The sequence below is a fragment of the Pseudomonas sp. CROZ-RG-20F-R04-15 genome (genome assembly GCF_022662375.1).
Classification (GTDB): Bacteria; Pseudomonadota; Gammaproteobacteria; order Pseudomonadales; family Pseudomonadaceae; genus Aquipseudomonas.
Map to the genome: position 1 here is coordinate 359,645 of NZ_JAKNQL010000002.1, position 21,087 is coordinate 380,731.

Here is a 21,087-nt window from a genome sequence, read left to right on the forward strand (position 1 = left end):
GAATCAATGGCGATGTTCGCGGGTAACCCCGGCATCGTATTGCGCGACGATCTGTTTCCAGCCGGCGGCGGACAGGGCGGCTTCGGTCAAGTCGGTGGGCACTTGCAGGCTGGCATCGCGGTTGAGCCAAATGTCCGCAGCGGCCTTGTCATCGCTGCTCAACAGCATGACGAACGAGCCGGCGATGGCCGGGCTTTGGCTATGGCCGAAATAGGCCGTGTTCGCCAGTAGCTGCCAGGCATGACCACCACGGCTGACCGAACTCGCGTCCTGGGCAAACGGCGCGAAGCCTTCGTCGGCCAGATTTTGTGGTGTCGGCAGCGCTTGCTGTTCTTCGCGCAGCAAGCGGATTTCGTCGAAGGTCACCCGCAGGTCGGCGTAGATGCCTTGCTCGGCAGCACTGAGGTCGCGGCGCGCGTCGAACTGGTGACTGGCGACGGGCTCCGGTTCATGGGAAACCCCACGCCACGCGACGACAGCACCAGCAACCGCGAGGATCAACAGACACAACAGCAGGACATTGAGGGTTTCATGGCCGGCACCGGCCGGGCGCACGATTTGTGTGGTTGGCGTACTCATGGGGATTCGATATCCGCTTGGTCGATTTCGACCACGTGGCCTGGGCCTGCGTCGAACAGCACATAGAACTCGGCGCCAGGTTTCTTGAACGTCAGGGTCGAGTCGCTGCCAAGCTTGCCCGGCACCAGAATGGTTTCGTCGTAGCCGATCACATCGAGGGTCACCCCCGGCGCACCGCTGCCGTCGGAAAAGCCGCCGGTGCATTTGATCTGCTCGGCATCGATGGCTTTGCATTCGCACATCGGGTTGTGGGCGAGGGCGCCGGCGCTGAAGCCGGCGCTCAGCACCAGCAGCGCAGCACTCAGGTGCAGGCGCAAAGGGCGGTGAGAGCGGGTCATGGTTTGGCTCCTTGTTTGTTCAGCCAGGCGATGGTGGCGGGGGAGGCCTGACTCAGGGGAATCGAGGCTTGATGCATGCTGCCGTCCCAGCCTTCCATGGTGATCCACAGTTCGGCGTCGGCCGGGGTTTTTACCGGGACCGGCAGTTGCGTACCCATGCGGTAAGGCGTGCCGAAGAAAATCACCCCGGCGGCGCGCAGGCTGCGCGGTTTGCCGATACGCAGGTAAGTTGCCTTGACCGGCTCGACGCAGGCCGTGCACAGCGCGGCGCTGAAGGCTTTCAGATAACCGGCGGGACCGTCGGAGCGTGGCGCTTCATTGCGCAGTTCGGCCAGACGCAGGCTCCATGGGCCGACCTGTATTTCACCGATTTCACGCTCGCCCAGGCCGGCGTCGCCGCGAAACAGCGCTGCGTCGGCGAAGTATTTGGGCATGAACCCCAGCGGGATCAGCAGCAACAGAACATTGATGTGAAAGCGCCATTTGTGCCAGAACAGGCTCAGTCGTGAAGGCTGAGGGGCGGTGGTGATCTTGCTCACAGGCTGGCCTCCGAAGGTTCACGGTTGACGAGTGGTTGCGCATTGGCGCGTTGCTTCTTGTTCTCGCGCTTGAGCGCGTTGGCGGTGGCCAGGGCGGTGCGTTTGGTCCAGATCAACAAACCGCTGAGCACCATCATGCTGAGGATCAATCCGAAGAAGAACCAGATCAGCTTGATCCACAGTCCACCAAAATCACCGGTGTGCAGCGGGCGCATGGATTCGGTGACAAATTCCAGCGAGGAGCGGTCGGACAGCACTCGAGAAGACGCCATATCGCCGCTGTAGGGATTGAGTGTTGCACTCTGGAACATCAGGGGATACCAGCCGCGACCACGGATATCGAGGTGGCTGTAGGCATTGAACGGCATGTTGATGTCACTGGCTTCCAGCCCGGGGATTTTTTGCTGGGCGATTTCGATGGCGCGATCCAGGTTGATCCGGGCGGGCGGCAGACCATCGGCAGTCAATGGCACGCTGTCACGGGCCATGGCTGGAATGATCGCTTCGCTGGAAATGGAAATGTGGTTGTCGGACAGCACCGCTTCAATCAGAAACCAGGTGCTGGTGATGGAGATCACCGCGATGAACCAGATCGACCAGATACCGCTCAGGCGATGAAAGTCACCCCAGAAAATCCGCGCACCGTGACGAAAACGCAGCGTGGGGCTGAAAAAGCCTTTCCAGAACCGTTTATAGACCACCAGCCCGGTAATCAGCGATGCCAGCAGCGGAAAGCTCAGGGCCGATACCAGATACCAGCCCCAGCTATAACCGTTGGTGAAAGGCACCAGCCACCAGCCATGCAGGGCGCGGGTGAATGCCTGGAAATTGAATTGCGGTGCCGTACCCTGAATAACACCCGTATACGGGTTGACGTAGGTCACCAACGAACGCCCGTCCGGATAGCTGAGCGTGACATCAAGAGCGAAATGGGATTCGTCCGGGCGGCTGATGCGTTGCACCAGTGCCAGCGGTTCTGCGGTTTTGATGGCCGTTATGATTTCCTCATAACCGAGTCGTGGCGCATCGTCCGCTGGCTGGCTGGCGCGCATTTGCGGGTTGGCTAGCCAGACGATCTCTTGACTGACCACCGCCAGGGTGCCGGTGACGCAGACGATCAGGACAAAGAACCAGATCGGTAATGCCAGCCAGCTATGAACGAGGAACCACAGTTTGGAGCGGGATTTCTTCGACATGATTGCGCGTCTTGATAGCGGTGAAAGGGCGCGTAGCTACGGGCTTCGCAGCACGGGAGTCCCCGGAAGACCGGACGTGGCTTTTGCCTACGCGAACGGCCTGCATCTCAATAGGACGGATGAGCGAGGTAAATCCCGAAAGGTGATATGAAAGCAAATGTTTCCCAATTCCCCGATCACCACAAATCCCCTTGTGGGAGCGAGCTTGCTCGCGAAGGCGCCGGGTCAGTCACTTCATCCGTTGCCTGATCCACCGCTTTCGCGAGCAGGCTCGCTCCCACAGGTTTTTGCTGCGTGCATGGGATCAAACACGATTCATGATCCACGCCATCACCGTCAGGCAATTGATGGCGGCTGCGCGCTGCCTATGATGGAAATCACCCTGATTGCCTGAGTGAGCGCCTTGATGACCGCCAGAACCCTCTACGACAAACACATCGATTCGCACACGGTGTGCCGTCTCGACGATCAGGGCCATGTCCTGTTGTACATCGATCGCCAGGTGATCAACGAATACACCAGCCCGCAGGCCTTCAGCGGTTTGCGCGCGGCCGGGCGCGACGTCTGGCGGCCGGGCACGGCACTGGCGGTGGTTGATCACGTCAACCCGACCACACCAGTGCGCGTCGCGGAAATGCCCGATGCGGGCGGCGCGCGGCAAGTGTCGTATCTGGCGGAGAACTGCCGGGACTTTGGCATCGAGTTGCTGGACATCCTCGACAAACGTCAGGGCATCGAACATGTGATCGCGCCGGAGCAGGGTTTCATTCTGCCGGGCATGGTCATCGCTGCTGGCGACAGCCATACCACCACCTATGGCGCGCTCGGCGCCTTCGGGTTCGGCATCGGCACGTCCGAGATCGAGCATTTGCTGGCCTCGCAGACGCTGGTCTACAAATGTCTGAAAAGCCTGCGCGTGACTGTCGACGGCGATCTGGCGCCGGGCCTGACCTCCAAAGACGTGATCATGGCCCTGATCGGTCGCATCGGCGCTTCCGGGGCCAGCGGTTACGCCATTGAGTTCTGCGGTTCGACCATCGATGCCTTGAGCGTTGAAGCGCGCATGACCATCTGCAACATGGCCGTCGAGGCCGGCGCGCGCGGCGCATTCATGGCGCCGGACGAAAAGGTCTTCGCCTATCTCAAGGGCAAGCCACGCGCGCCGCAAGGTGAGCTTTGGGAACGGGGCGTGAAGAAGTGGCGCGAACTGCGCAGTGATCCGGGCGCGGTGTTTGACCGCGAGATTCATCTGGATGCCAGCGTGCTGGAACCGATGGTCACCTGGGGCACCAGCCCCGATCAGGCCGCCGCCATCGGAGCGCGGGTGCCGGATCCGCAAGCGATCAGCGACCCGATCCTGCGTCAGGACATGCGACGTGCCCTCAATTACATGGGGCTCGAAGCGGGCATGGCGCTCAGCGATATCGTCATCAGCCACGCCTTTATCGGCTCGTGCACCAACGCGCGGATCGAAGACCTGCGCGATGCGGCCAGCGTCGTGCGCGGTCAGCACGTCGCCGAACATGTGCGGGCGATGATCGTTCCCGGTTCCAGCGAAGTTCGCGCGCAGGCCGAAGCCGAAGGGTTGGCGCAGATCTTTATCGACGCCGGTTTCGAATGGCGGCAGTCCGGCTGCTCGATGTGCCTGGCGATGAACGACGACGTGCTCGCGCCCGGCGACCGCTGCGCATCCAGCACCAACCGCAACTTCGAAGGCCGGCAGGGCGCCGGCGCCCGCACCCATTTGATGAGCCCGGCAATGGTCGCTGCGGCGGCCATCAGTGGTCGACTCACCGATATCCGCCACTTTGGAGAACGCCCATGAGCCTGCAACCTTTCACTCAAGTCAGCGGTCAGGCCGCGCCGTTATTGGCGGCCAATGTCGACACTGACGTAATCATGCCCAAGCAGTTTCTCAAAGGCATTGATCGCCAGGGACTCGATCGCGGCGTGTTTTTCGATCTGCGCTTTCTGCGCGATGGCCAGCCCGACCCCGACTTCGTGTTGAACCAACCGGCGTGGCAGGGGGCGAGTTTTCTGGTGGTCGGGGCGAACTTTGGCTGCGGTTCCAGTCGCGAACATGCGGTTTGGGGTTTGCAGCAGATGGGTATCCGCGCGTTGATCGGCAGCAGTTTCGCCGGGATCTTTTACGACAACTGTCAGCGTAATGGTGTGTTGTTGATCACGCTGGAGGAGGCGCAGGTGCAGCGCATCGGACGGCTTGTCGGTCAGCCTGAGACGGCGCGAATCAGTATCGATCTGGAGGCGCAGCAGATTGGTTTGGCGGATGGCAGCGTGATCGATTTCCAGATCGACACCCTGCGCAAAACCTCGTTGCTGCTCGGCCTGGACGCCATCGGCAGTACCTTGCAACGTCGCGAACAGATCAAGGCCTTCGAACGCCAACACCTGGCCAACAACCCTTGGCTCTCCTGACCCACCGCTGATCCCTTGTGTGAGCGAGCCTGCTCGCGAAAGCGCTCGTTCAGTCGATATCAATGCCGACTGACCGGACGCATTCGCGAGCAGGCTCGCTCCCACATTTGATATCGGGTGTTTCAGCTAAAGGGAAAGGCCTTTGAAATGCGCCTGCAAAAACTCCACACACGCGCGCAACTTCCCCGAATGCGCCAACCGTGTCGGGTACACCGCCCAGACATTGGCGCTCTGACTGTAATTGTCCAGCACCTGCACCAATCTTCCTTGCTCCAGTAGCGGCTTCACATCCCACAACGACCGCAACAAAACCCCACGCCCGTCCAGCGCCCATTGCAAAACAATCTCGCCATTGTTGGACGACAACGGCCCGCTGACCCGCACGTTCTCTTGGCCGCCATCGCGATCCAGATTCCAGATACCGAAGGCATTGTCGCGCTCCTTGATCACCAGGCAATCGTGCTGCTGCAGATCGTCCAGCGTTTGCGGCGTGCCGCGACGTTGCAGATAACCGGGCGCCGCGCACAGCACGCGCCGATTGCTGACCAGACGCCGGCCTATGTGCTGGCCGGGAATGTCATCGCCGACACGGATCTCCAGATCGAAACCTTCATTGATGATGTCCACCACCCGGTCAAACAGGTCGAGGCGAATCTCCAGTTCTGGATAACGTTCGGCCAGCAACGACACCGCCGGTGCCACATGATTGCGACCGAAACCGAAACTGCTGCAGATGTGCAAACGCCCACGCGGGCTGTCGTGGGCGTCGCAGAGTTCGTCGTGCAGTTGCTGGAAATCATCGAGAATGCGCAATGCCCAGCGCTGCACGCGTTCGCCGTCCTCGGTCAGCGAGACGCGACGGCTGGTGCGGTGCAACAGGCGAGTACCGAGGGTGGTTTCAAGAATCTGGATGCGTTTGCTGACGTAGGCCGGTGACAGGCCCAGTTCATCCGCCGCAGCGGCAAAGCCGTTTTTGCGGATCACGGTGAGCAGCACACGCAGGTCTTCGGGCAGGGGCACGGTGTCTTTCTTCTGGGACATGTCAAAAACGAACACTGGCGGCAGAAGCCGCCAGCATAGCACCGAGATCCGGTGGTTCCGGTCAGCGCAGAAAGGCCAAGGCTTCGGCGAGCAACAGTTCGGGGACTTCTTCGGCAATGTAATGGCCGGCGGGCAGTGCCTGACCGCTGACGTTGGCCGCCACTTGCTGCCATTCCTTGAGTGGATCGAAACAGCTTCCGACGGTGCCTTCGGCGCCCCACAACACGCGCAGTGGCAGATTCAGGTGATGCCCGGCGGCGATGTCGGCGCGGTCGTGCTCAAGATCGATGCTGGCGCTGGCGCGATAGTCTTCGCAGATGCCACGGGCGCTGCCCGGTTGTTGCAGGCAACGCAGGTATTCACTGAAGGCTGCATTGGTAAACGGCTTGAGTCCGGCGCTGCGGCTGCCCATCACGCTGCGCAGATAACTTTCGGGATTGGCTTCGAGCAAGGTTTCCGGCAGTGGCGCCGGGCGGATCAGGAAGAACCAGTGCCAGTAGGCGCGGGCGAAGGCTTCGTTGGTTTGTGCGTACATCGACAGGGTCGGCGCGATGTCCAGCAGCATCATGCGCTGCACGGCGGCGGGGTGGTCGAGCGCGAGGCGATGGGCGACTCGTGCGCCACGGTCGTGGGCGAGGATCGAAAACTGCTCGAAGCCCAGCGACTGCATCAGCTCGACATTGTCGCGGGCCATTTCGCGCTTGGAGTAATTGGCGTGCAGCTCATCGGCGGCCGGCCGGCTACTGTCGCCGTAACCGCGCAGGTCGGCGGCGACCACGGTGAAGTGTTCGGCCAGTTGTTCGGCAATCTTGTGCCAGATCACGTGGGTCTGCGGGTGGCCGTGCAACAGCAACAGGCCCGGCCCGCTACCGCCGAGGCGGTAGGCAATGTCGACGCCGTTGACGTGGCGCTGGTCTTTGCGGAATCCGGCAAACATCGGGCTGATCCTTTTTCAGGGTTCTCTTTGGCTGCATCCTGAAATTGTCCGGCGTTCGCGGCAAGGGGCAAAGCGTGGTGGGCAGGTTCATGAAGTGTGTTCATGAGGCTCGGGTTGCCAGTGCCGGCCCCTTCGCGAGCAGGCTCGCTCCCACAGTAGTTTCCGGTGTGACCATTATCTATGCCACCCAACGAAACCCTGTGGGAGTGAGCCTGCTCGCGAAGAGGCCAGTCCAGACACTGAAATGCTCAACCCTGCTGAAACATCTCCATCGCCCGCTGCTTGATCTGCTCTTCAGTCAGATCTTCCTTGCGCGTGGCCAGAAACCACAGATGCCCATACGGATCCTTCAACGTCCCGCTGCGATCACCGTAAAACTGATCCTTGACCTCGGACACCGTCGTCGCCCCCGCGTCCAGCGCTCGCTGAAACGACTTGTCGACATCGGTTACATACAGATGCAAACCAACTGATACGGCTTTATCAGGATTGCTCAACGGCCCCTGATCGCACGGCGAGCCGAGCATGATCGCGCTGTCGCCAATGCGCAGTTCGGCGTGGCCGATGCCGCCGTCGGGCATGGCCAGGCGCATGACTTCGGTCGCGCCGAAGGCTTTTTTATAGAAGTCGATGGCCTCGGCGGCTTTGTGGATGCCGAGGTACGGGGTAATGCTGTGATACCCCTCGGGAATGGGTTTGACGCTCATGACGTTCTCCCTGACTTTTTGTTCTATGAGATGTGGCTCCACCGGATTTGTGGAAGATTCACTATAGAACTGTCCTCGCCGTGCAAATTTTTGCCCGACGAGCGTCAGTCTTTGGGAAAGTGCGGCCCCGGTCCCTGTTCCCCCAGCACATCGCCCTGATTGCGCAGCGGACAGGCCTCCATCGACAAACACCCGCAACCGATGCAGCCATTGAGTCGGTCGCGCAGTAGCGTCAACTGCTCGATCCGTTCGTCCAGTTCCCGTCGCCATTGCTGCGAGAGGATTTTCCAGTCTGCTGCCGTCGGTGCGCGATCGTCCGGGAGAATTTTCAGCGCCTCGCCAATTTCCGCCAGTGGAATCCCCAACCGCTGCGCAACCTTGATCAAGGCCACCCGGCGCAGCACTTCGCGCGGATAGCGCCGCTGGTTGCCGGCGTTGCGCTGGCTCTGGATCAGGCCTTTGGATTCATAAAAGTGCAGGGCGGTGACGGCCACGCCACTGCGTGCGGCGACTTCACCGACGGTGAGTTGCTTGTGCACGGTTTCCTTGGTGATCATTGCAAAAATGCTCTTGACCTTGACTTAACTAGAGGTTTTACCCTGCAGGCCTTCGAGTCGCAAGGCTCGTCTTACGATGAGTGGGGGCTTTCCATGAACAACCGCAGTTTTACCCAATTGATCGAATTTGAAATCGAACCACGCCAACAACCCGCCCTGGTGACCGCGTTGTCGAGGCAGACCGAGCGCCTGGCTCAGCGCTACGACGGTTTTGTCAGCGCCAGCGTGCAGGCCAGCGATGACGGCCGGCGCGTGTTGAGTTTTCTGCAATGGCAGACACGCGAGGCGGGGGAGGCGGCATTTCGCAGCTTCGAGAGTGGCGAACAGGATTTCTGGCAACTGATCCACACCCATCAGGCGAAAACCGTGACCTTCAATTCGTTCCAGGTGCTGAGCAGCATCGCCCGCAGTCACGACGATGCGCTGCACTGCAACCTGGTCGGTTAGATCGATAACTGGATCAAACGCTCACCTTGCAGGTTTTCCGTGAGTCGCCGCTTGTTCACTGCCAGTTCGCCGATCTTGATCAAACGCGTGCGGGTGACGTTGCGGCTCAGTCCGAGTAGCGCTGCGGTGTGCACCTGGTTGTAATGGCAAAAGCGATACGCCGCGCGCAACAAAGCGTCTTCGACCTTCTCGTGCAACGCGCCGGCTTGTTGCGCAAACAGTTTTTGAAAGGCCTGTTCCAGCAACGCCTCCGGTGAATCGTCGGTGCCGGCATGATCGTCGGGGCGTTCGATGCGCAGGTTCGACAGGCGCAGATCGTCGCGTTCGATCACGCCGTTGCGGCAGATCAACAACGTGTGATGGATGACGTTTTCCAGCTCGCGAATATTGCCCGGCCAACCGTAAGCGCGCAGCTTGTGCTCGGCGCCGGGACTGATACTCACGCGTCCGTAACCGAGGCGCTGACTGTAGGCTTCGATGAAGTGGCGGGTGAGCGGGAGGATATCGCCGGGACGCTCGCGCAACGGGCTCAATTCCAGATTGACCACATTGAGGCGGTAATACAGATCCTCACGGAAATTGCCGGCATTGATGGCTTTTTCCAGCTGCACATTGGTTGCCGCCAGTACCCGTACGTCGATGGGTATGCTTTTGCGCGAGCCAAGCCGCACCACTTCGCGTTCTTGCAAAACCCGCAGCAATTTCACCTGAATCGCCATCGGCAGGTCGCCGATTTCATCGAGAAACAACGTGCCGCCGTCCGCTTCCTCGAACCATCCGGCCTTGGCACTCAGTGCGCCGGTGAACGCGCCTTTTTCATGACCAAACAACTCCGCTTCCACCAACGATTCGGAAAACGCCCCGCAATTGACCGCGATAAACGGCCGATGACGGCGATTGCTGAGGTTATGAATATGCCGCGCCACCAGCTCTTTGCCGGTACCGGTTTCGCCGATGATCAGCACACTTGCTTCACTCGGCGCGACTTGCTGCAAATGCGCAAGCAGGGCCTGGGACTTCGGGTCTTCGAAGACCTGCGCGGTGGCGCGGATCGACGTGGCGAGCGCGGGGGAGGGCGGTAGGGTCAGCAGTTGCATGGGCTCGTCCTTCTTTTCAGTTCAAATGCAGGCAGGTCAGGAATAGAAGGTCGGCACCGGCAGCGACTGATTCAGCGCCCAGTCGCCCAACTCATGGAGTTTGTAATCCAGTGGGTCGTGCAGGGTTTGCGTGCGCAGGTTGCGCCAGTGGCGGTCGAGGCGCAGGGAGGCGTGGGTCGAGCGCGCGCCGGTCACTTCGAACAAACGGCTGCAAATTTCCAGCCCTTGGCGGCTGGCGGCGACTTTGGCGGTGGCAATCGCCGTGGCGACATGACCGCGCTCTTCGGCGCTGAGATTCGCACCTTTGGCCCACGCCTCATCGAGCAATGCGGCCGCGCGTTCGACCAACAGGCGAATGCTTTCCAGCGCCACCCAGAACTCGCCGTAATGCGCGAGCACGTACGGATCTTCACGCACATCGCGCGCCGCGGATTTGTGCCACAGCCGGGTTTCACTGAGGGTGTACTGCCGCGCCTCTTCGAAAGCGCCTTCGGCAATCCCGAGAAACATATGCGTGAACGTCAGTTGCGCGATCAATGGCCGCAGGCAGGCGAACGGCGTGCTCAACGGGCCGGGATCGAGGAGCAATTCCGATTCTTCGACGCGCACCCGTTCAAACGTGGCGCTGCCGCTGTCGGTCTGGCGCTGGCCGATGTTGTTCCAGTCGTTGTGCAGGGTGATGCCACTGCGTCCGCTGGGAATCGCCGCGATCAGCAACTTGCCGCCGGCGCTTTCATCGACCGCCGAGGCGATCAGCATCTGTGAATCGCTGGCGCCGGAACAGAAGCTTTTCTTCCCGGAAAACTCGCGCCAGCCACCGAGGTCCTTGACCACGGTGCGGGTGTCGAGCGGGTTGAGCGCGTTGCCCCAAAACCAGTTCTGCCGCGCGGTCTGTTCGAACCACGGCTGCCATTGTTCCGGTCGCGAGAACAGGCGCACGGTGGCGAGCATCAAATGATGAAAGCCGAAAACGTGGGCGATCGAACTGTCGACCTTGGCGAACTCGCGAACAACTTGCAGGGTTTCACTCCAGCTCGCGCCGAGGCCGCCGTAGCGGGTCGGAATACTCAAGGCCAGCAGGCCGCTGTCGCGCAGGGCATCGCGCTCGACCTTCGGCGTGCCGCCACGCTCGTCACGCTCGACGGCAGTCAGGGCAAACCCGGCGGCCAGTTGGCGGGCAGTCTGCAGCGGAGATAACAATGTACTTTGCGGTTTGGCGGTCACACCAACACTCCTGAATTCACTCAGCCGGTGTAGGAGCTGCCGCAGGTTGCGATCTTTTGACGTTGATTTTTAAACACCAGATCAAAAGATCGCAGCCTGCGGCAGCTCCTACAGGGGATTTGTTTATGCCGAGGCTTTTGTGGGCAGCACATCATTGGCAATCATTTCGCCAAACGGCCCGGTCAGATTGGTCACGCCACGCCCGGCCAGACTCGCGTAAGGCTCGGGCAGCAACGGGAACACCAACTCAGCAAAGCGGTAAGCCTCTTCCAGATGCGGATAGCCGGAGAAGATGAAACTCTCGATGCCCAGATCCGCGTATTCCTTGATCCGCGCCGCGACTTGCTGCGGATCGCCGACCAATGCCGTCCCGGCACCGCCGCGCACCAGACCGACACCGGCCCACAGGTTGGGGGCAATTTCGAGGTTGTCGCGACGGCCATCGTGCAACGCCGCCATGCGCCGCTGGCCTTCAGAGTCGAAGCGCGAGAAGGATTTCTGCGCCGCTTCAATGGTCTCGTCGCTGATGTGTTCGATCAATTTGTCCGCGGCTTTCCAGGCCTCTTCGGCGGTCTCGCGCACGATTACATGCAGGCGAATGCCGAACTTGACCTGGCGGCCATGCCGCGCCGCGCGTTCGCGCACATCGGCGAGTTTTTCCGCGACGGCGGCGGGTGGCTCGCCCCAGGTCAGATAGACATCGACTTGTTCGGCGGCCAGATCATGTGCTGCGTCGGATGAGCCACCAAAGTACAGCGGCGGATAAGGTTTTTGCACCGGCGGATACAGCGCTTTGGCGTTCTGCACCTTCAAATGTTTGCCGTCGAAATCCACCGCCTCGCCTTGCAACACGCGACGCCAGATCTTCAGGAATTCATCGGTGACTTCATAGCGCTCGGCGTGGCTGAGGAAACTGCCGTCGCCACGGTTCTCGTCCGGATCGCCTCCGGTCACCACGTTGATCAACAAGCGCCCGTTGGACAGTCGATCCAGAGTTGCGGCCATGCGCGCCGACACCGTCGGCGAAATGATCCCCGGACGGATCGCCACCAGATAACGCAGACGCTCGGTCAACGGCACCAGTGCCGAGGCGATGACCCAAGAGTCTTCGCAGGAGCGCCCGGTGGGAATCAGTACGCCGTGGTAGCCGAGGCTGTCAGCCGCTTGGGCGACTTGTTTCAGATAATTGAGAGTGACCGGGCGCGCACCTTGGGTGGTGCCCAGATAGTGGCCGTCGCCGTGGGTCGGCAGGAACCAGAAAACATCCATGAACGGCTCCTTAAGCGATCTTCAGCAAGGGTTTGATTTGCGTGGCGAACAGCGGCGCGGCGCGTTCGGCGGCCAGGCGGATGCGCGCCTTCAACAGTTCGCTGGTGATCTGGTAATCGGCGAAGTCGGCTTCAGTGGCGTACACGCCGATCGGCAAGGTCATGGCCTGGAAGAAGCTGAACAGCGGGCGCAACTGGTGATCGAGAACCAGCGCATGACGTTCGCTGCCGCCGGTGGCAGCGAGCAGCACCGGGGTGTCGATCAGTGCGTTGAGGTCGATCAGGTCGAACAAATGCTTGAGCAGGCCCGGGTAGGAACCGCGATAAACCGGCGTGGCAACGATCAGCAGATCGGCCTGTTCAATGGCCTGCAACTCGGCTTCAACCTCGGCACTCAGTTCCTGACGCGACAGCGCGCCGCCGAGCGGGCGAGCGATATCACCGAGTTCGATCAAATGGCTTTCGATGGTCAGGTGCCCGGCCAGTTCGGCGAGCAAGGCCTGGGTCAGCACCAGAGTGCGCGACGGACGCCAGGTGCCGCCGGAGAGGGCGACGACTTTCAGGGGGCGCGACATGATCAGTTCCTTTTTTCAACAGTTGCACAGCGAGCAGTGAGTGAGTCACCAGGCTTGAGCAAGCGCCGTACCAATTTCTGCAAGCCCCGGTTTACAAGGCGTTGAGCGTTAGCGTGACGGTCGCCCCTGTGAGTAGCAGGGCGCTTTGCTGATTCAGTGTTGGCTGAGCAACAGTTGTTGGAGCAACAGTACGCATCGCATGAATGGACGTTATAAAGGCAGTTTTTTATTCCGTAAAAGAACGTTAATAGATATTTATAGATCGTTCGGAGATATAGGACGACGCGTGTCGATTTCCTGATAGCCACTATTGAGAGCGTTGATTTCTGCGTGAGCATGCCCGGGCGTAGCCTTTGTCCATCGACTCCCCATTGCTCGCCAGGACGCTCCCATGAATCGTTTACTGACTGTTTCCCTGTTGCTCGCTGTCTCCGTGCTCGCCGGTTGTGCTGGACATGTATCACCGGAACTGCGTCCTTACACCGATGAAGAATCCCGCGAATTGGCGATGGAAGCACTGAACCGCAGCGGCTTGTCTTTCGACGAATACCACGCGAAAAAAGCGCAACTGCTCGGTCAGTCGCAGTTCGACAAAAAAGCTGAAATGAGTGCCGAACGTGCCGTACAGCTGCACGGTCGTCCTAGCTGAAAACAAACTGTACTGCTCGAAGTTTTACCCAACTGTCCGTGGGCTTGCCGGGCGGCGTGGGATAGGGTCAACACCTGAATGACCCTGATGGATTGCCTGCCATGAACCTCTCGCTTGACCTGCTGTTGGGCTTTGCCCTGTTTGCCCTTGTCACCTCGATTACGCCGGGGCCGAACAACACCATGTTGCTGGCATCGGGGGTGAATTTCGGCTTCAACCGCACCATCCCGCACATGCTCGGGATTACCTGTGGCTTCTTCGTTCTGGTTGTCGCAGTGGGCTTTGGCCTCGGCGCGGTGTTTCAGACCTATCCGATTCTCTATACGGTTCTGCGCTATGTCGGCGCGGCGTATCTGCTGTATCTGGCGTGGAAAATCGCTCACTCGGGCCCGGTCGGTGACAGCGCCGCAGGCGAGGCCAAGCCAATAAGCTACCTTGGCGCCGCCGCGTTTCAGTGGGTCAATCCCAAAGCCTGGATCATGGCCATCGGCGCCATCAGCACGTACACGCCGATGCAGGGCTATTTCACCAATGTCGTGGTGATTGCTGCAGTGTTCGCCATCATCAACCTGCCGAGTGTCGGCCTCTGGGCCGCCTGCGGGACGTTGTTGCGCAATGTGCTGAAGGATCCGCGCTGGTTGCGCGTGTTCAACTGGGGCATGGCCGCATTGCTGGTGATTTCGCTGTACCCGTTACTTCTCGAAAGCTTTAGCTGACGCATCGCTTCAACCGCAGGCCGGATGCCTGTTAAGCTCGACTTCAGGAGCGTTCCTACGCACTTTTAAATGAAGTTGTTCTTCTTTAACGGCATCCGATCAGGTATTGATGACGCTCTCGAACCGACGCGCAGCTCACAAGGCTGCGCCGTGCCGTTTGCAGACACGAGCCTCCTGATCCCGGAACACGCTCTGCGAGTCTTTTATGAACACACGTCCGTTGTATTTCGATTACGCCGCCACCACCCCGGTTGACGAGCGGGTCATCCAGGTGATGATCGAGTGTCTGGGGTTTCACGGTAACTTTGGCAACCCGGCGTCCAGCTCCCATGCGTTCGGCCAGCAGGCCCGGCACACGGTCGAGCAGGCCCGCGGGCAGGTCGCCGAACTGGTCGGCGCGCAAGCCCGGCAGATTGTCTGGACTTCCGGTGCCACCGAGTCCAACAACCTCGCCCTCAAAGGCGTAGCCCAGGCGCGCGGGGTTTGCGGCGGCCACATCATCACCAGCCAGATTGAACACAAAGCCATCCTCGATACCGCCCGCCAATTGCAGGACGCCGGCATTGCCGTGACCTATCTGGTGCCGGACGCCGATGGCCTGATCACGCCGCAAGCAGTCAGTGAAGCCATGCGTGAGGACACCTTTCTGGTGTCGCTGATGCTGGTCAACAATGAGTTGGGCACCGTCAACGATGTTCAGGCGATTGGCGCCGTAGTGCGCAGTCGTGAGGCGTTGTTCCATGTTGATGCGGCGCAGGGCGCCGGCAAAGTGGCCATCGATCTGGGCCAATGGCCGGTGGATCTGATGTCGTTTTCGGCGCACAAACTTTACGGCCCCAAAGGCATCGGCGCGCTGTACGTCGGCCCACGCGCGCAACAGCGTTTACAGGCGCAGATTCATGGCGGTGGGCACGAGGGCGGCTTGCGCTCCGGAACCTTGGCGACGCACCAGATTGCCGGCATGGGCGCCGCGTTTGCCTTGGCCGCCGAGGCCTTCGAGACCGAGAAAAAAACCATCGCCGAATTGCGCAAACGCTTGCTCGAACAACTGCTCAGCCTGCCGGGCGTGCGCCTCAATGGCTGCGCCACTCAACGCATCCCGCACACCTTGAGCCTGACCTTCAGCGAAGGTGAATTCAACAGCGCGGCATTGAGTCATTCGATTGCATTCTCTGCGACCTCAGCCTGCAACTCGGCGAGTAACACGCCATCCCACGTGTTGTTGGCGTTGGGGCATGACGCACATCTGGCAGGTCGCACCATTCGCTTGAGTCTCGGCCGTTTCACTACCGCCGAAGATATCGACAAGGCTGTTCAACTGATCAAGACCGCCTGCGCCAGTGCTCCGGCATTCTGGGCGACAGGGCTTTAAACGAGCCGACCCCACGGCTACGAACAATAACGATGATGTGATTAGCAGGAGACATGATGAGTACCCAGACCTCGACCGAAGGATCGGTGCCCCAGCGCTTGGCGCACACCCGCGAACTGATGCGCCGCGAAGGCATTCACGCACTGTTGGTGCCGTCCGCCGACCCGCACTTGTCGGAATATCTGCCGGGTTACTGGCAGGGCCGGCAGTGGTTGTCGGGCTTCCATGGTTCGGTCGGGACGTTGATCGTCACCGCTGATTTCGCCGGTGTCTGGGCCGACAGCCGTTATTGGGAGCAAGCGAGCAAGGAACTCAAGGGCAGCGGCATCGAACTGGTCAAACTGCAACCGGGTCAGCCGAGCCCGCTGGACTGGCTGGCCGAGCAGACACCGGAAGGTGGTGTGGTCGCGGTTGACGGTGCGGTGATGGCCGTGGCATCGGCGCGTACCCTGAGCAGCAAGCTGGAAGCACGCGGTGCGCGTCTGCGTACCGATATCGATCTGCTGCAGGAAGTCTGGAGCGATCGTCCGAGCCTGCCGAATGCACCGATCTATCAGCATCTGCCACCGCAAGCGACGGTCAGCCGTGGCGAGAAACTCGCCAAACTGCGCGAAACCTTGCAGGAGCGCGGGGCCGACTGGCATTTCATCGCCACCCTCGACGACATTGCCTGGCTGTTCAATCTGCGCGGCGGCGATGTGTCGTTCAACCCGGTGTTTGTTTCGTTTGCGTTGATCGATCAACAGCAAGCCACGCTGTTTGTGGCGCTGAGCAAGGTTGACGCTCAATTGCGCGCCGTGCTCGAGCAGGATGGCGTGACGCTGCGCGATTACCGCGAAGTCGCTGATGCGCTGCGTGCCGTGCCAAAGGGCGCGAGCCTGCTGGTGGATCCGGCGCGGGTGACCAGTGGTTTGCTGGATAACCTCGACAGCGGTGTGAAACTGGTCGAAGGCTTGAACCCGACCACGCTGGCCAAATCGCAGAAAAGCGAAGCCGACGCTCAGCACATCCGCAAAGCGATGGAGCAGGACGGCGCTGCGCTGTGCGAGTTTTTTGCCTGGCTGGAATCGGCCTGGGGCCGCGAGCGCATTACCGAACTGACCATCGACGAGAAGCTCACGGCTGCTCGCGAGCGTCGTCCGGATTATGTCTCGCTGAGTTTCAACACCATCGCCGCGTTCAACGCCAATGGCGCCATGCCGCATTACCACGCCACCGAAGAAGAGCATGCGGTGATCGAAGGTGATGGCTTGCTGCTGATCGACTCGGGCGGTCAATACCTGGGCGGCACCACGGATATCACGCGGATGGTGCCGGTCGGTACACCGACCGAAGAGCAGAAACGCGATTGCACGCGGGTGTTGAAAGGCGTGATTGCCCTGTCGCGTGCACAGTTCCCGAAAGGCATTCTGTCGCCGCTGCTGGACGCCATTGCCCGTGCGCCGATCTGGGCCGACAGCGTGGATTACGGTCACGGTACCGGTCACGGCGTTGGCTACTTCCTCAACGTCCATGAAGGTCCACAGGTGATTGCCTATCAGGCCGCGCCTGCACCGCAGACGGCCATGCAGCCGGGGATGATCACTTCGATCGAGCCCGGCACTTACCGTCCGGGTCGTTGGGGCGTGCGGATCGAAAACCTGGCGATGAACCGCGAAGCGGGCAGCAGCGAGTTCGGTGACTTCCTCAAGTTTGAAACCTTGACGCTGTGCCCGATTGACACGCGTTGCCTGCTGCCGGCACTGCTGTCGGAAGAAGAGAAACAATGGTTCAACGACTACCACGCGCAAGTGCGTGAGCGCTTGAGTCCGTTGCTTGAAGGTGCTGCACTGGACTGGCTGAACACCCGCACTGCCGCCATCTGATCCCTTGCAATTCAGGCGCTGTGATCAGCGCCTGAATGATCGCTTAGCCTTGGCGCAAGGACTCCTCAACGAAGTCGAGCCGATCCTGGCCGAAGAACAGTTGATTGCCGATGAACATGCTGGGGGCCCCGAACACGCCGCGTTTAACTGCGGTTTCGGTGTTGTCCTTGAGCTTTGCTTTGACCGATTCGTCATCGGTCAGCGCTAATACTTCCTGCGGATCGAAGCCGTGTTCGCTTAGCACGGCGGCGACGGTAGCGGGTTCGTCGAGGCTGCGTCCGTCAATCCATAGCGCTGTGAACAGGCAATCGATAAACGCCTGAAAGCGTTCTGGCTGACGCAACTGGATGCCAGTAACCGCACGCATCAACATCAGGGTGTTGATCGGGAAATGCGGATTGAATTTCAGCGGCACCCCGTAGCGTTTCGCGTAGCGGTCCAGATCCTCAAACATATACCGACCCTTCGCCGGAATCATCGCCGGTGATGCGTTGCCGGTTGCCTTGAATACACCACCGAGCAACATTGGAACGTAGATCAGCTCACTATGCGTCGCGGCGCAGATCTTTGGTAATTGGGTGTAGGCCAGGTAGGTGGCAGGGCTGCCAAGGTCGAAGTAGAACTCCACGGTTTTGGTCATTTTCGCGTCTCTGTCGTTATTGTTATGGGAGGCTTACCAGCGTTCGTTCCAGGGACGCAGGTCCAGCTCGAACGTCCAGGCATCCCGTGGCTGACTGTGCAGATACCAGTAGTTCTCGGCGATGTGTTCGGGGTTGAGGATGCCATCCTGATCTTTGGTGGCGTACTTCTCGGGGAAACTGTTGCGAATGAAATCGGTGTCGATCGCGCCGTCGACTACCACATGGGCGACGTGGATGTTCATTGGCCCCAGTTCCCGCGCCATGCTTTGCGCCAAGGCGCGAATACCGTGCTTGGCGCCGGCGAATGCGGCGAATCCGGAAGCGCCGCGAAGTCCGGCGGTGGCACCGGTGAAGAGAATCGTGCCGCGTTGACGAGTGACCATGCGTTTGGCCACTTCACGAGCATTGAGGAAGCCTGAGAAGCAGGCCATTTCCCAAATCTTGAAATACTTGCGCGCGGTTTCTTCAAGAATGCTGCACGGCACGTTGGCGCCGATATTGAACACAAAGGCTTCGATCGGCCCGAGGCGGGTTTCGATGTCTTCAATCAACGCGATGACGTCTTCCTCCTTGCGCGCATCGCAGGCAAAACCGTGGGCTTCGCCGCCTTCAGCGTTGATTGCATCCACCAGTGGCTGCAATTTGTCGGCACTGCGGCGGGTGACGCAGGCGATGAATCCTTCTTTGGCAAAACGCTTGGCAATCGCGCCGCCCGTGGCATCGCCAGCGCCTACAACCAATACGACCTTCTTGTTATTCATGGGTGAGTCCCTTTATTAAACGATCGTTAAGTGAACGAACGTTATGCTAGGATCCAGACAACGTCAAGGCAGTCGATTCGAGGGCAAACACATGCGTTACTCCGCCAGTCACAAGCTGGAAACGCGGGAAAAACTACTGCAGAGCAGCGCGCTGTCAGCAAAGCGCTGCGGTTTTTCCACGGTGGGCGTCGATGGTTTGATGAAGGCTATCGGGCTGAGTGGTGCGGCGTTCTACAGTCACTTCTCGTCGAAAGATGCATTGTTCACCGCCATCGTCGAGCGAGAGTTGGGTCAAAGCCTTGAGCGATTGGGGGGCGAGGGTGCGCAGGATCGTGAGCGACTGGAGCGCTGTCTCAAACACTATCTGAGCATGGTTCATGTAGAACTACCTGAGGCCGGTTGTGCAATACCCGCACTGGGCGCAGAGATCGCCCGATCAGATATTCAGGTGCGCGAGCAGGCCGAGGTGTGGATCTGCCGGCTTCAGGAGCGTTGGGCACAGATACTTGAAAGCGACAGCCTCGCGTGGTCAGTGTTGTCGCAATGTGTCGGGGCGTTGGTGGTGGCGCGGATGCTGGCCACGCCGGACGTTCAGCAAGCGGTGCTGAAGTCCAGCCATGAAGAGATTGGCCGGCAGATCACCGGGCAGCGCTGAGTTATTTACAGATGACGATCATGCTGCGACTGGTGTAGCCCGCAGGATTGAGACCGAACGGGTAATCGCCGGGTTCTTCCACGGTGTCACCGGATTTGGCGATGACCTTATAGCCTTTCGGCAAGCAAGCATTGGCGGCGCTGGCGTAGCACTTGTCCCAGGAGGACGATAGCCCTGAGCAGTTGATGTGCAGCCCTTTTTTTCCGCGTTTTACCTTGGTTTCCGAAGTCGCCGCACAACCCGCAACTGCCAGTATGGCGATCAGTATCAAAATTCGTTTCATTACCGTCCTTATAGCGGCCACGAGTCTAATGCCCGGGTTTGCCTGTGTTCGCCTGAGCTCTAAGCGTTTTGAAGTCCCTGTCCGAAAAAATCCATGTCTGGCATTGGGTTACGGGTCTAAACATGGCCTAAATACGCGGCAAATGCCAGACCTTCGTTAAAACCTCTTTCAATCAGCCGCGATTGCGGGTTTCGCAGCGCTACCCATGGTCATGGTTGCGCCGACGGACGCCAGAATAATGCACAGGATCGCCATCCATTGTGACAGCGTGAGGAATTCATGCAGAAACAACAGTCCTGATAACGCGCCGAAAGCCGGTTCGATACTCATCAATGTGCCAAAGGTGCGCGCCGGCATGCGGGTGAGGGCGACCATTTCCAGTGTGTAGGGCAGGGCGGTCGACAGAATGGCGACACCAATGGCAATCGGGATCAACGAAGGGGTCAAAAGAGCTGCACCGGCATGCACGATGCCGATAGGCGCGACGAACAACGCCGCGATCATGACCCCCAGCGCTGCAGTCGTGACGCCGTTATCGGCGCCAGCCTTTTGACCGAACAGGATGTATAGCGCCCAGCAGACACCGGCACCCAGCGCATATCCGGCGCCCACCAGGTCGATTCCGGCACTGGTCGCGCCTGTTGGAATCAGCAGCAGGAGACCGGTGATAGCCAGAGCAATCCAGAGAAAGTCGATAGCGCGACGTGATGCATAGATGGCGACGGCCAGTGGCCCGGTAAATTCGAGGGCAACGGCAATCCCTAGCGGTACGGTGCGCAGTGACATATAGAAGAGGAAGTTCATGCCGCCCAGTGCCATGCCGTAGACGATGACAGTGCGCAATGATTTGGCGGTCAGCTTTGCTCGCCAGGGGCGCAGTATCAACAGCATGATCACGCTGGCGAAGATCAAACGCAGCGTCGTGGTTCCCTGAGCGCCAACGATGGGGAACATGCTTTTGGCCAGAGAGGCGCCGGACTGAATCGATGCCATGGCTATTAATAGCAGGCCAACCGGGAACAGCATTGAGGCAAGAGATCGTGGCTGGTCATTCATTTGCGTGGCATCGTCCGAGGTGAGAGCAGGGCATTATTGTTGGTGTTGGGCAATATACTGCGCATTCGCTAGGGTTACGTCTATATAGAAGAAGCCTTTTTCCCTGTATCGATAGAAAGATGAAATTAACGGTTGACGGCAGATTCAG

The 21,087-nt window shown here is 59.8% G+C and carries 24 protein-coding genes; 8 read left to right on the plus strand and 16 right to left on the minus strand.

Annotation, left to right across the window (positions count from 1 at the left end; genetic code table 11):
- Positions 1 to 3: 3 nt before the first annotated feature.
- Genes L8H52_RS05990 through L8H52_RS06005 form a run of 4 tightly spaced genes read right to left on the minus strand, consistent with a single transcriptional unit; the run spans position 4 to position 2,652 of the window.
- Positions 4 to 579: a DUF6162 family protein gene (locus L8H52_RS05990; protein WP_242205573.1), complete on the minus strand. Its 576-nt coding sequence runs from the start codon at positions 577 to 579 to the stop codon at positions 4 to 6.
- Positions 576 to 917, minus strand: coding sequence for a hypothetical protein (locus L8H52_RS05995; protein ID WP_175553652.1), 342 nt, complete (start codon positions 915 to 917; stop codon positions 576 to 578). The genes L8H52_RS05990 and L8H52_RS05995 overlap by 4 nt, the downstream gene beginning before the upstream one ends.
- Positions 914 to 1,456 (minus strand): thiamine pyrophosphate-binding protein, encoded by a 543-nt coding sequence (locus tag L8H52_RS06000; RefSeq protein WP_242205571.1) that lies wholly within the window; start codon positions 1,454 to 1,456, stop codon positions 914 to 916. The genes L8H52_RS05995 and L8H52_RS06000 overlap by 4 nt, the downstream gene beginning before the upstream one ends.
- Positions 1,453 to 2,652 carry a PepSY domain-containing protein gene (locus tag L8H52_RS06005; RefSeq protein WP_150706413.1) on the minus strand — a complete coding sequence of 400 codons (1,200 nt, stop codon included), beginning with the start codon at positions 2,650 to 2,652 and terminating at the stop codon, positions 1,453 to 1,455. The genes L8H52_RS06000 and L8H52_RS06005 overlap by 4 nt, the downstream gene beginning before the upstream one ends.
- A gap of 406 nt (positions 2,653 to 3,058) precedes the next feature.
- Between L8H52_RS06005 and leuC the strand changes: the two genes are divergently transcribed.
- Positions 3,059 to 4,477 (plus strand): 3-isopropylmalate dehydratase large subunit, encoded by a 1,419-nt coding sequence (leuC, locus tag L8H52_RS06010; RefSeq protein ID WP_242205569.1) that lies wholly within the window; start codon positions 3,059 to 3,061, stop codon positions 4,475 to 4,477.
- Positions 4,474 to 5,088, plus strand: a complete 615-nt coding sequence (gene leuD, locus L8H52_RS06015) for a 3-isopropylmalate dehydratase small subunit (RefSeq protein ID WP_242205567.1) — start codon at positions 4,474 to 4,476, stop codon at positions 5,086 to 5,088. The genes leuC and leuD overlap by 4 nt, the downstream gene beginning before the upstream one ends.
- Positions 5,089 to 5,214: 126 nt before the next feature.
- Here leuD and L8H52_RS06020 read toward each other — a convergent pair whose 3' ends face one another.
- The 4 genes from L8H52_RS06020 to soxR form a co-directional block, all read right to left on the minus strand.
- Complete coding sequence (locus L8H52_RS06020) at positions 5,215 to 6,129, minus strand: LysR substrate-binding domain-containing protein (protein WP_242205565.1); 915 nt, start codon at positions 6,127 to 6,129, stop codon at positions 5,215 to 5,217.
- 61 nt (positions 6,130 to 6,190) lie between these two features.
- Complete coding sequence (locus L8H52_RS06025) at positions 6,191 to 7,066, minus strand: alpha/beta fold hydrolase (RefSeq protein WP_242205563.1); 876 nt, start codon at positions 7,064 to 7,066, stop codon at positions 6,191 to 6,193.
- 248 nt (positions 7,067 to 7,314) lie between these two features.
- Complete coding sequence (locus L8H52_RS06030; RefSeq protein ID WP_242205561.1) at positions 7,315 to 7,773, minus strand: VOC family protein; 459 nt, start codon at positions 7,771 to 7,773, stop codon at positions 7,315 to 7,317.
- Positions 7,774 to 7,877: 104 nt separating this feature from the next.
- Complete coding sequence (gene soxR, locus L8H52_RS06035; protein ID WP_242205559.1) at positions 7,878 to 8,330, minus strand: redox-sensitive transcriptional activator SoxR; 453 nt, start codon at positions 8,328 to 8,330, stop codon at positions 7,878 to 7,880.
- 93 nt (positions 8,331 to 8,423) lie between these two features.
- Between soxR and L8H52_RS06040 the strand changes: the two genes are divergently transcribed.
- Positions 8,424 to 8,777, plus strand: coding sequence for an antibiotic biosynthesis monooxygenase (locus L8H52_RS06040; protein ID WP_242205557.1), 354 nt, complete (start codon positions 8,424 to 8,426; stop codon positions 8,775 to 8,777).
- Here the strand turns inward: L8H52_RS06040 and L8H52_RS06045 are convergent.
- From L8H52_RS06045 to msuE, 4 genes are all read right to left on the minus strand, one after another.
- A complete protein-coding gene (locus L8H52_RS06045; RefSeq protein ID WP_242205555.1) occupies positions 8,774 to 9,874 on the minus strand; it encodes a sigma-54 dependent transcriptional regulator in 1,101 nt (366 codons plus the stop codon). The genes L8H52_RS06040 and L8H52_RS06045 overlap by 4 nt on opposite strands.
- Positions 9,875 to 9,910: 36 nt before the next feature.
- Positions 9,911 to 11,098 carry an acyl-CoA dehydrogenase family protein gene (locus L8H52_RS06050; RefSeq protein ID WP_242205554.1) on the minus strand — a complete coding sequence of 396 codons (1,188 nt, stop codon included), beginning with the start codon at positions 11,096 to 11,098 and terminating at the stop codon, positions 9,911 to 9,913.
- Between the two features lie 123 nt (positions 11,099 to 11,221).
- A complete protein-coding gene (gene ssuD / locus L8H52_RS06055; RefSeq protein WP_160058847.1) occupies positions 11,222 to 12,367 on the minus strand; it encodes an FMNH2-dependent alkanesulfonate monooxygenase in 1,146 nt (381 codons plus the stop codon).
- 10 nt (positions 12,368 to 12,377) lie between these two features.
- On the minus strand, positions 12,378 to 12,941 hold the full coding sequence (msuE, locus tag L8H52_RS06060) for an FMN reductase (RefSeq protein WP_242205552.1): 564 nt from the start codon (positions 12,939 to 12,941) through the stop codon (positions 12,378 to 12,380).
- Positions 12,942 to 13,332: 391 nt separating this feature from the next.
- On the opposite strand from msuE, the gene L8H52_RS06065 reads away from it, so the two are divergent.
- From L8H52_RS06065 to L8H52_RS06080, 4 genes are all read left to right on the plus strand, one after another.
- Positions 13,333 to 13,590 (plus strand): hypothetical protein, encoded by a 258-nt coding sequence (locus L8H52_RS06065; RefSeq protein WP_093434993.1) that lies wholly within the window; start codon positions 13,333 to 13,335, stop codon positions 13,588 to 13,590.
- A 101-nt stretch (positions 13,591 to 13,691) separates the two neighbouring features.
- The gene (locus tag L8H52_RS06070; protein ID WP_242205550.1) at positions 13,692 to 14,306 is read left to right on the plus strand and encodes a LysE family translocator; all 615 of its coding nucleotides are present in this window, start codon (positions 13,692 to 13,694) and stop codon (positions 14,304 to 14,306) included.
- A 205-nt stretch (positions 14,307 to 14,511) separates the two neighbouring features.
- Positions 14,512 to 15,678 (plus strand): aminotransferase class V-fold PLP-dependent enzyme, encoded by a 1,167-nt coding sequence (locus L8H52_RS06075; RefSeq protein ID WP_242205548.1) that lies wholly within the window; start codon positions 14,512 to 14,514, stop codon positions 15,676 to 15,678.
- A gap of 56 nt (positions 15,679 to 15,734) precedes the next feature.
- A complete protein-coding gene (locus L8H52_RS06080; protein WP_242205546.1) occupies positions 15,735 to 17,543 on the plus strand; it encodes an aminopeptidase P family protein in 1,809 nt (602 codons plus the stop codon).
- Between the two features lie 43 nt (positions 17,544 to 17,586).
- On the opposite strand, the gene L8H52_RS06085 is transcribed toward L8H52_RS06080, so the two are convergent.
- Both L8H52_RS06085 and L8H52_RS06090 read right to left on the minus strand, forming a co-directional pair.
- Positions 17,587 to 18,183, minus strand: a complete 597-nt coding sequence (locus L8H52_RS06085; protein WP_242205544.1) for a 2-hydroxychromene-2-carboxylate isomerase — start codon at positions 18,181 to 18,183, stop codon at positions 17,587 to 17,589.
- 33 nt (positions 18,184 to 18,216) lie between these two features.
- Positions 18,217 to 18,945, minus strand: a complete 729-nt coding sequence (locus tag L8H52_RS06090; protein ID WP_242205543.1) for an SDR family oxidoreductase — start codon at positions 18,943 to 18,945, stop codon at positions 18,217 to 18,219.
- 91 nt (positions 18,946 to 19,036) lie between these two features.
- On the opposite strand from L8H52_RS06090, the gene L8H52_RS06095 reads away from it, so the two are divergent.
- Complete coding sequence (locus L8H52_RS06095) at positions 19,037 to 19,600, plus strand: TetR/AcrR family transcriptional regulator (protein WP_242205541.1); 564 nt, start codon at positions 19,037 to 19,039, stop codon at positions 19,598 to 19,600.
- A gap of 1 nt (position 19,601) precedes the next feature.
- Here L8H52_RS06095 and L8H52_RS06100 read toward each other — a convergent pair whose 3' ends face one another.
- Both L8H52_RS06100 and rhtA read right to left on the minus strand, forming a co-directional pair.
- Complete coding sequence (locus L8H52_RS06100; RefSeq protein ID WP_108225900.1) at positions 19,602 to 19,883, minus strand: hypothetical protein; 282 nt, start codon at positions 19,881 to 19,883, stop codon at positions 19,602 to 19,604.
- Positions 19,884 to 20,051: 168 nt separating this feature from the next.
- On the minus strand, positions 20,052 to 20,939 hold the full coding sequence (gene rhtA, locus L8H52_RS06105; RefSeq protein ID WP_242205539.1) for a threonine/homoserine exporter RhtA: 888 nt from the start codon (positions 20,937 to 20,939) through the stop codon (positions 20,052 to 20,054).
- Positions 20,940 to 21,087 lie beyond the last annotated feature (148 nt).

Coding starts and splice junctions, on each gene's coding strand:
- L8H52_RS05990 (WP_242205573.1), bottom strand. CDS start 579: ATGAGTACGCCAACCACACAAATCGTGCGCCCGGCCGGTGCCGGCCAT.
- L8H52_RS05995 (WP_175553652.1), bottom strand. CDS start 917: ATGACCCGCTCTCACCGCCCTTTGCGCCTGCACCTGAGTGCTGCGCTG.
- L8H52_RS06005 (WP_150706413.1), bottom strand. CDS start 2,652: ATGTCGAAGAAATCCCGCTCCAAACTGTGGTTCCTCGTTCATAGCTGG.
- leuC (WP_242205569.1), top strand. CDS start 3,059: ATGACCGCCAGAACCCTCTACGACAAACACATCGATTCGCACACGGTG.
- leuD (WP_242205567.1), top strand. CDS start 4,474: ATGAGCCTGCAACCTTTCACTCAAGTCAGCGGTCAGGCCGCGCCGTTA.
- L8H52_RS06020 (WP_242205565.1), bottom strand. CDS start 6,129: ATGTCCCAGAAGAAAGACACCGTGCCCCTGCCCGAAGACCTGCGTGTG.
- L8H52_RS06025 (WP_242205563.1), bottom strand. CDS start 7,066: ATGTTTGCCGGATTCCGCAAAGACCAGCGCCACGTCAACGGCGTCGAC.
- L8H52_RS06030 (WP_242205561.1), bottom strand. CDS start 7,773: ATGAGCGTCAAACCCATTCCCGAGGGGTATCACAGCATTACCCCGTAC.
- soxR (WP_242205559.1), bottom strand. CDS start 8,330: ATGATCACCAAGGAAACCGTGCACAAGCAACTCACCGTCGGTGAAGTC.
- L8H52_RS06040 (WP_242205557.1), top strand. CDS start 8,424: ATGAACAACCGCAGTTTTACCCAATTGATCGAATTTGAAATCGAACCA.
- L8H52_RS06045 (WP_242205555.1), bottom strand. CDS start 9,874: ATGCAACTGCTGACCCTACCGCCCTCCCCCGCGCTCGCCACGTCGATC.
- ssuD (WP_160058847.1), bottom strand. CDS start 12,367: ATGGATGTTTTCTGGTTCCTGCCGACCCACGGCGACGGCCACTATCTG.
- msuE (WP_242205552.1), bottom strand. CDS start 12,941: ATGTCGCGCCCCCTGAAAGTCGTCGCCCTCTCCGGCGGCACCTGGCGT.
- L8H52_RS06065 (WP_093434993.1), top strand. CDS start 13,333: ATGAATCGTTTACTGACTGTTTCCCTGTTGCTCGCTGTCTCCGTGCTC.
- L8H52_RS06070 (WP_242205550.1), top strand. CDS start 13,692: ATGAACCTCTCGCTTGACCTGCTGTTGGGCTTTGCCCTGTTTGCCCTT.
- L8H52_RS06075 (WP_242205548.1), top strand. CDS start 14,512: ATGAACACACGTCCGTTGTATTTCGATTACGCCGCCACCACCCCGGTT.
- L8H52_RS06080 (WP_242205546.1), top strand. CDS start 15,735: ATGAGTACCCAGACCTCGACCGAAGGATCGGTGCCCCAGCGCTTGGCG.
- L8H52_RS06085 (WP_242205544.1), bottom strand. CDS start 18,183: ATGACCAAAACCGTGGAGTTCTACTTCGACCTTGGCAGCCCTGCCACC.
- L8H52_RS06090 (WP_242205543.1), bottom strand. CDS start 18,945: ATGAATAACAAGAAGGTCGTATTGGTTGTAGGCGCTGGCGATGCCACG.
- L8H52_RS06095 (WP_242205541.1), top strand. CDS start 19,037: ATGCGTTACTCCGCCAGTCACAAGCTGGAAACGCGGGAAAAACTACTG.
- L8H52_RS06100 (WP_108225900.1), bottom strand. CDS start 19,883: ATGAAACGAATTTTGATACTGATCGCCATACTGGCAGTTGCGGGTTGT.
- rhtA (WP_242205539.1), bottom strand. CDS start 20,939: ATGAATGACCAGCCACGATCTCTTGCCTCAATGCTGTTCCCGGTTGGC.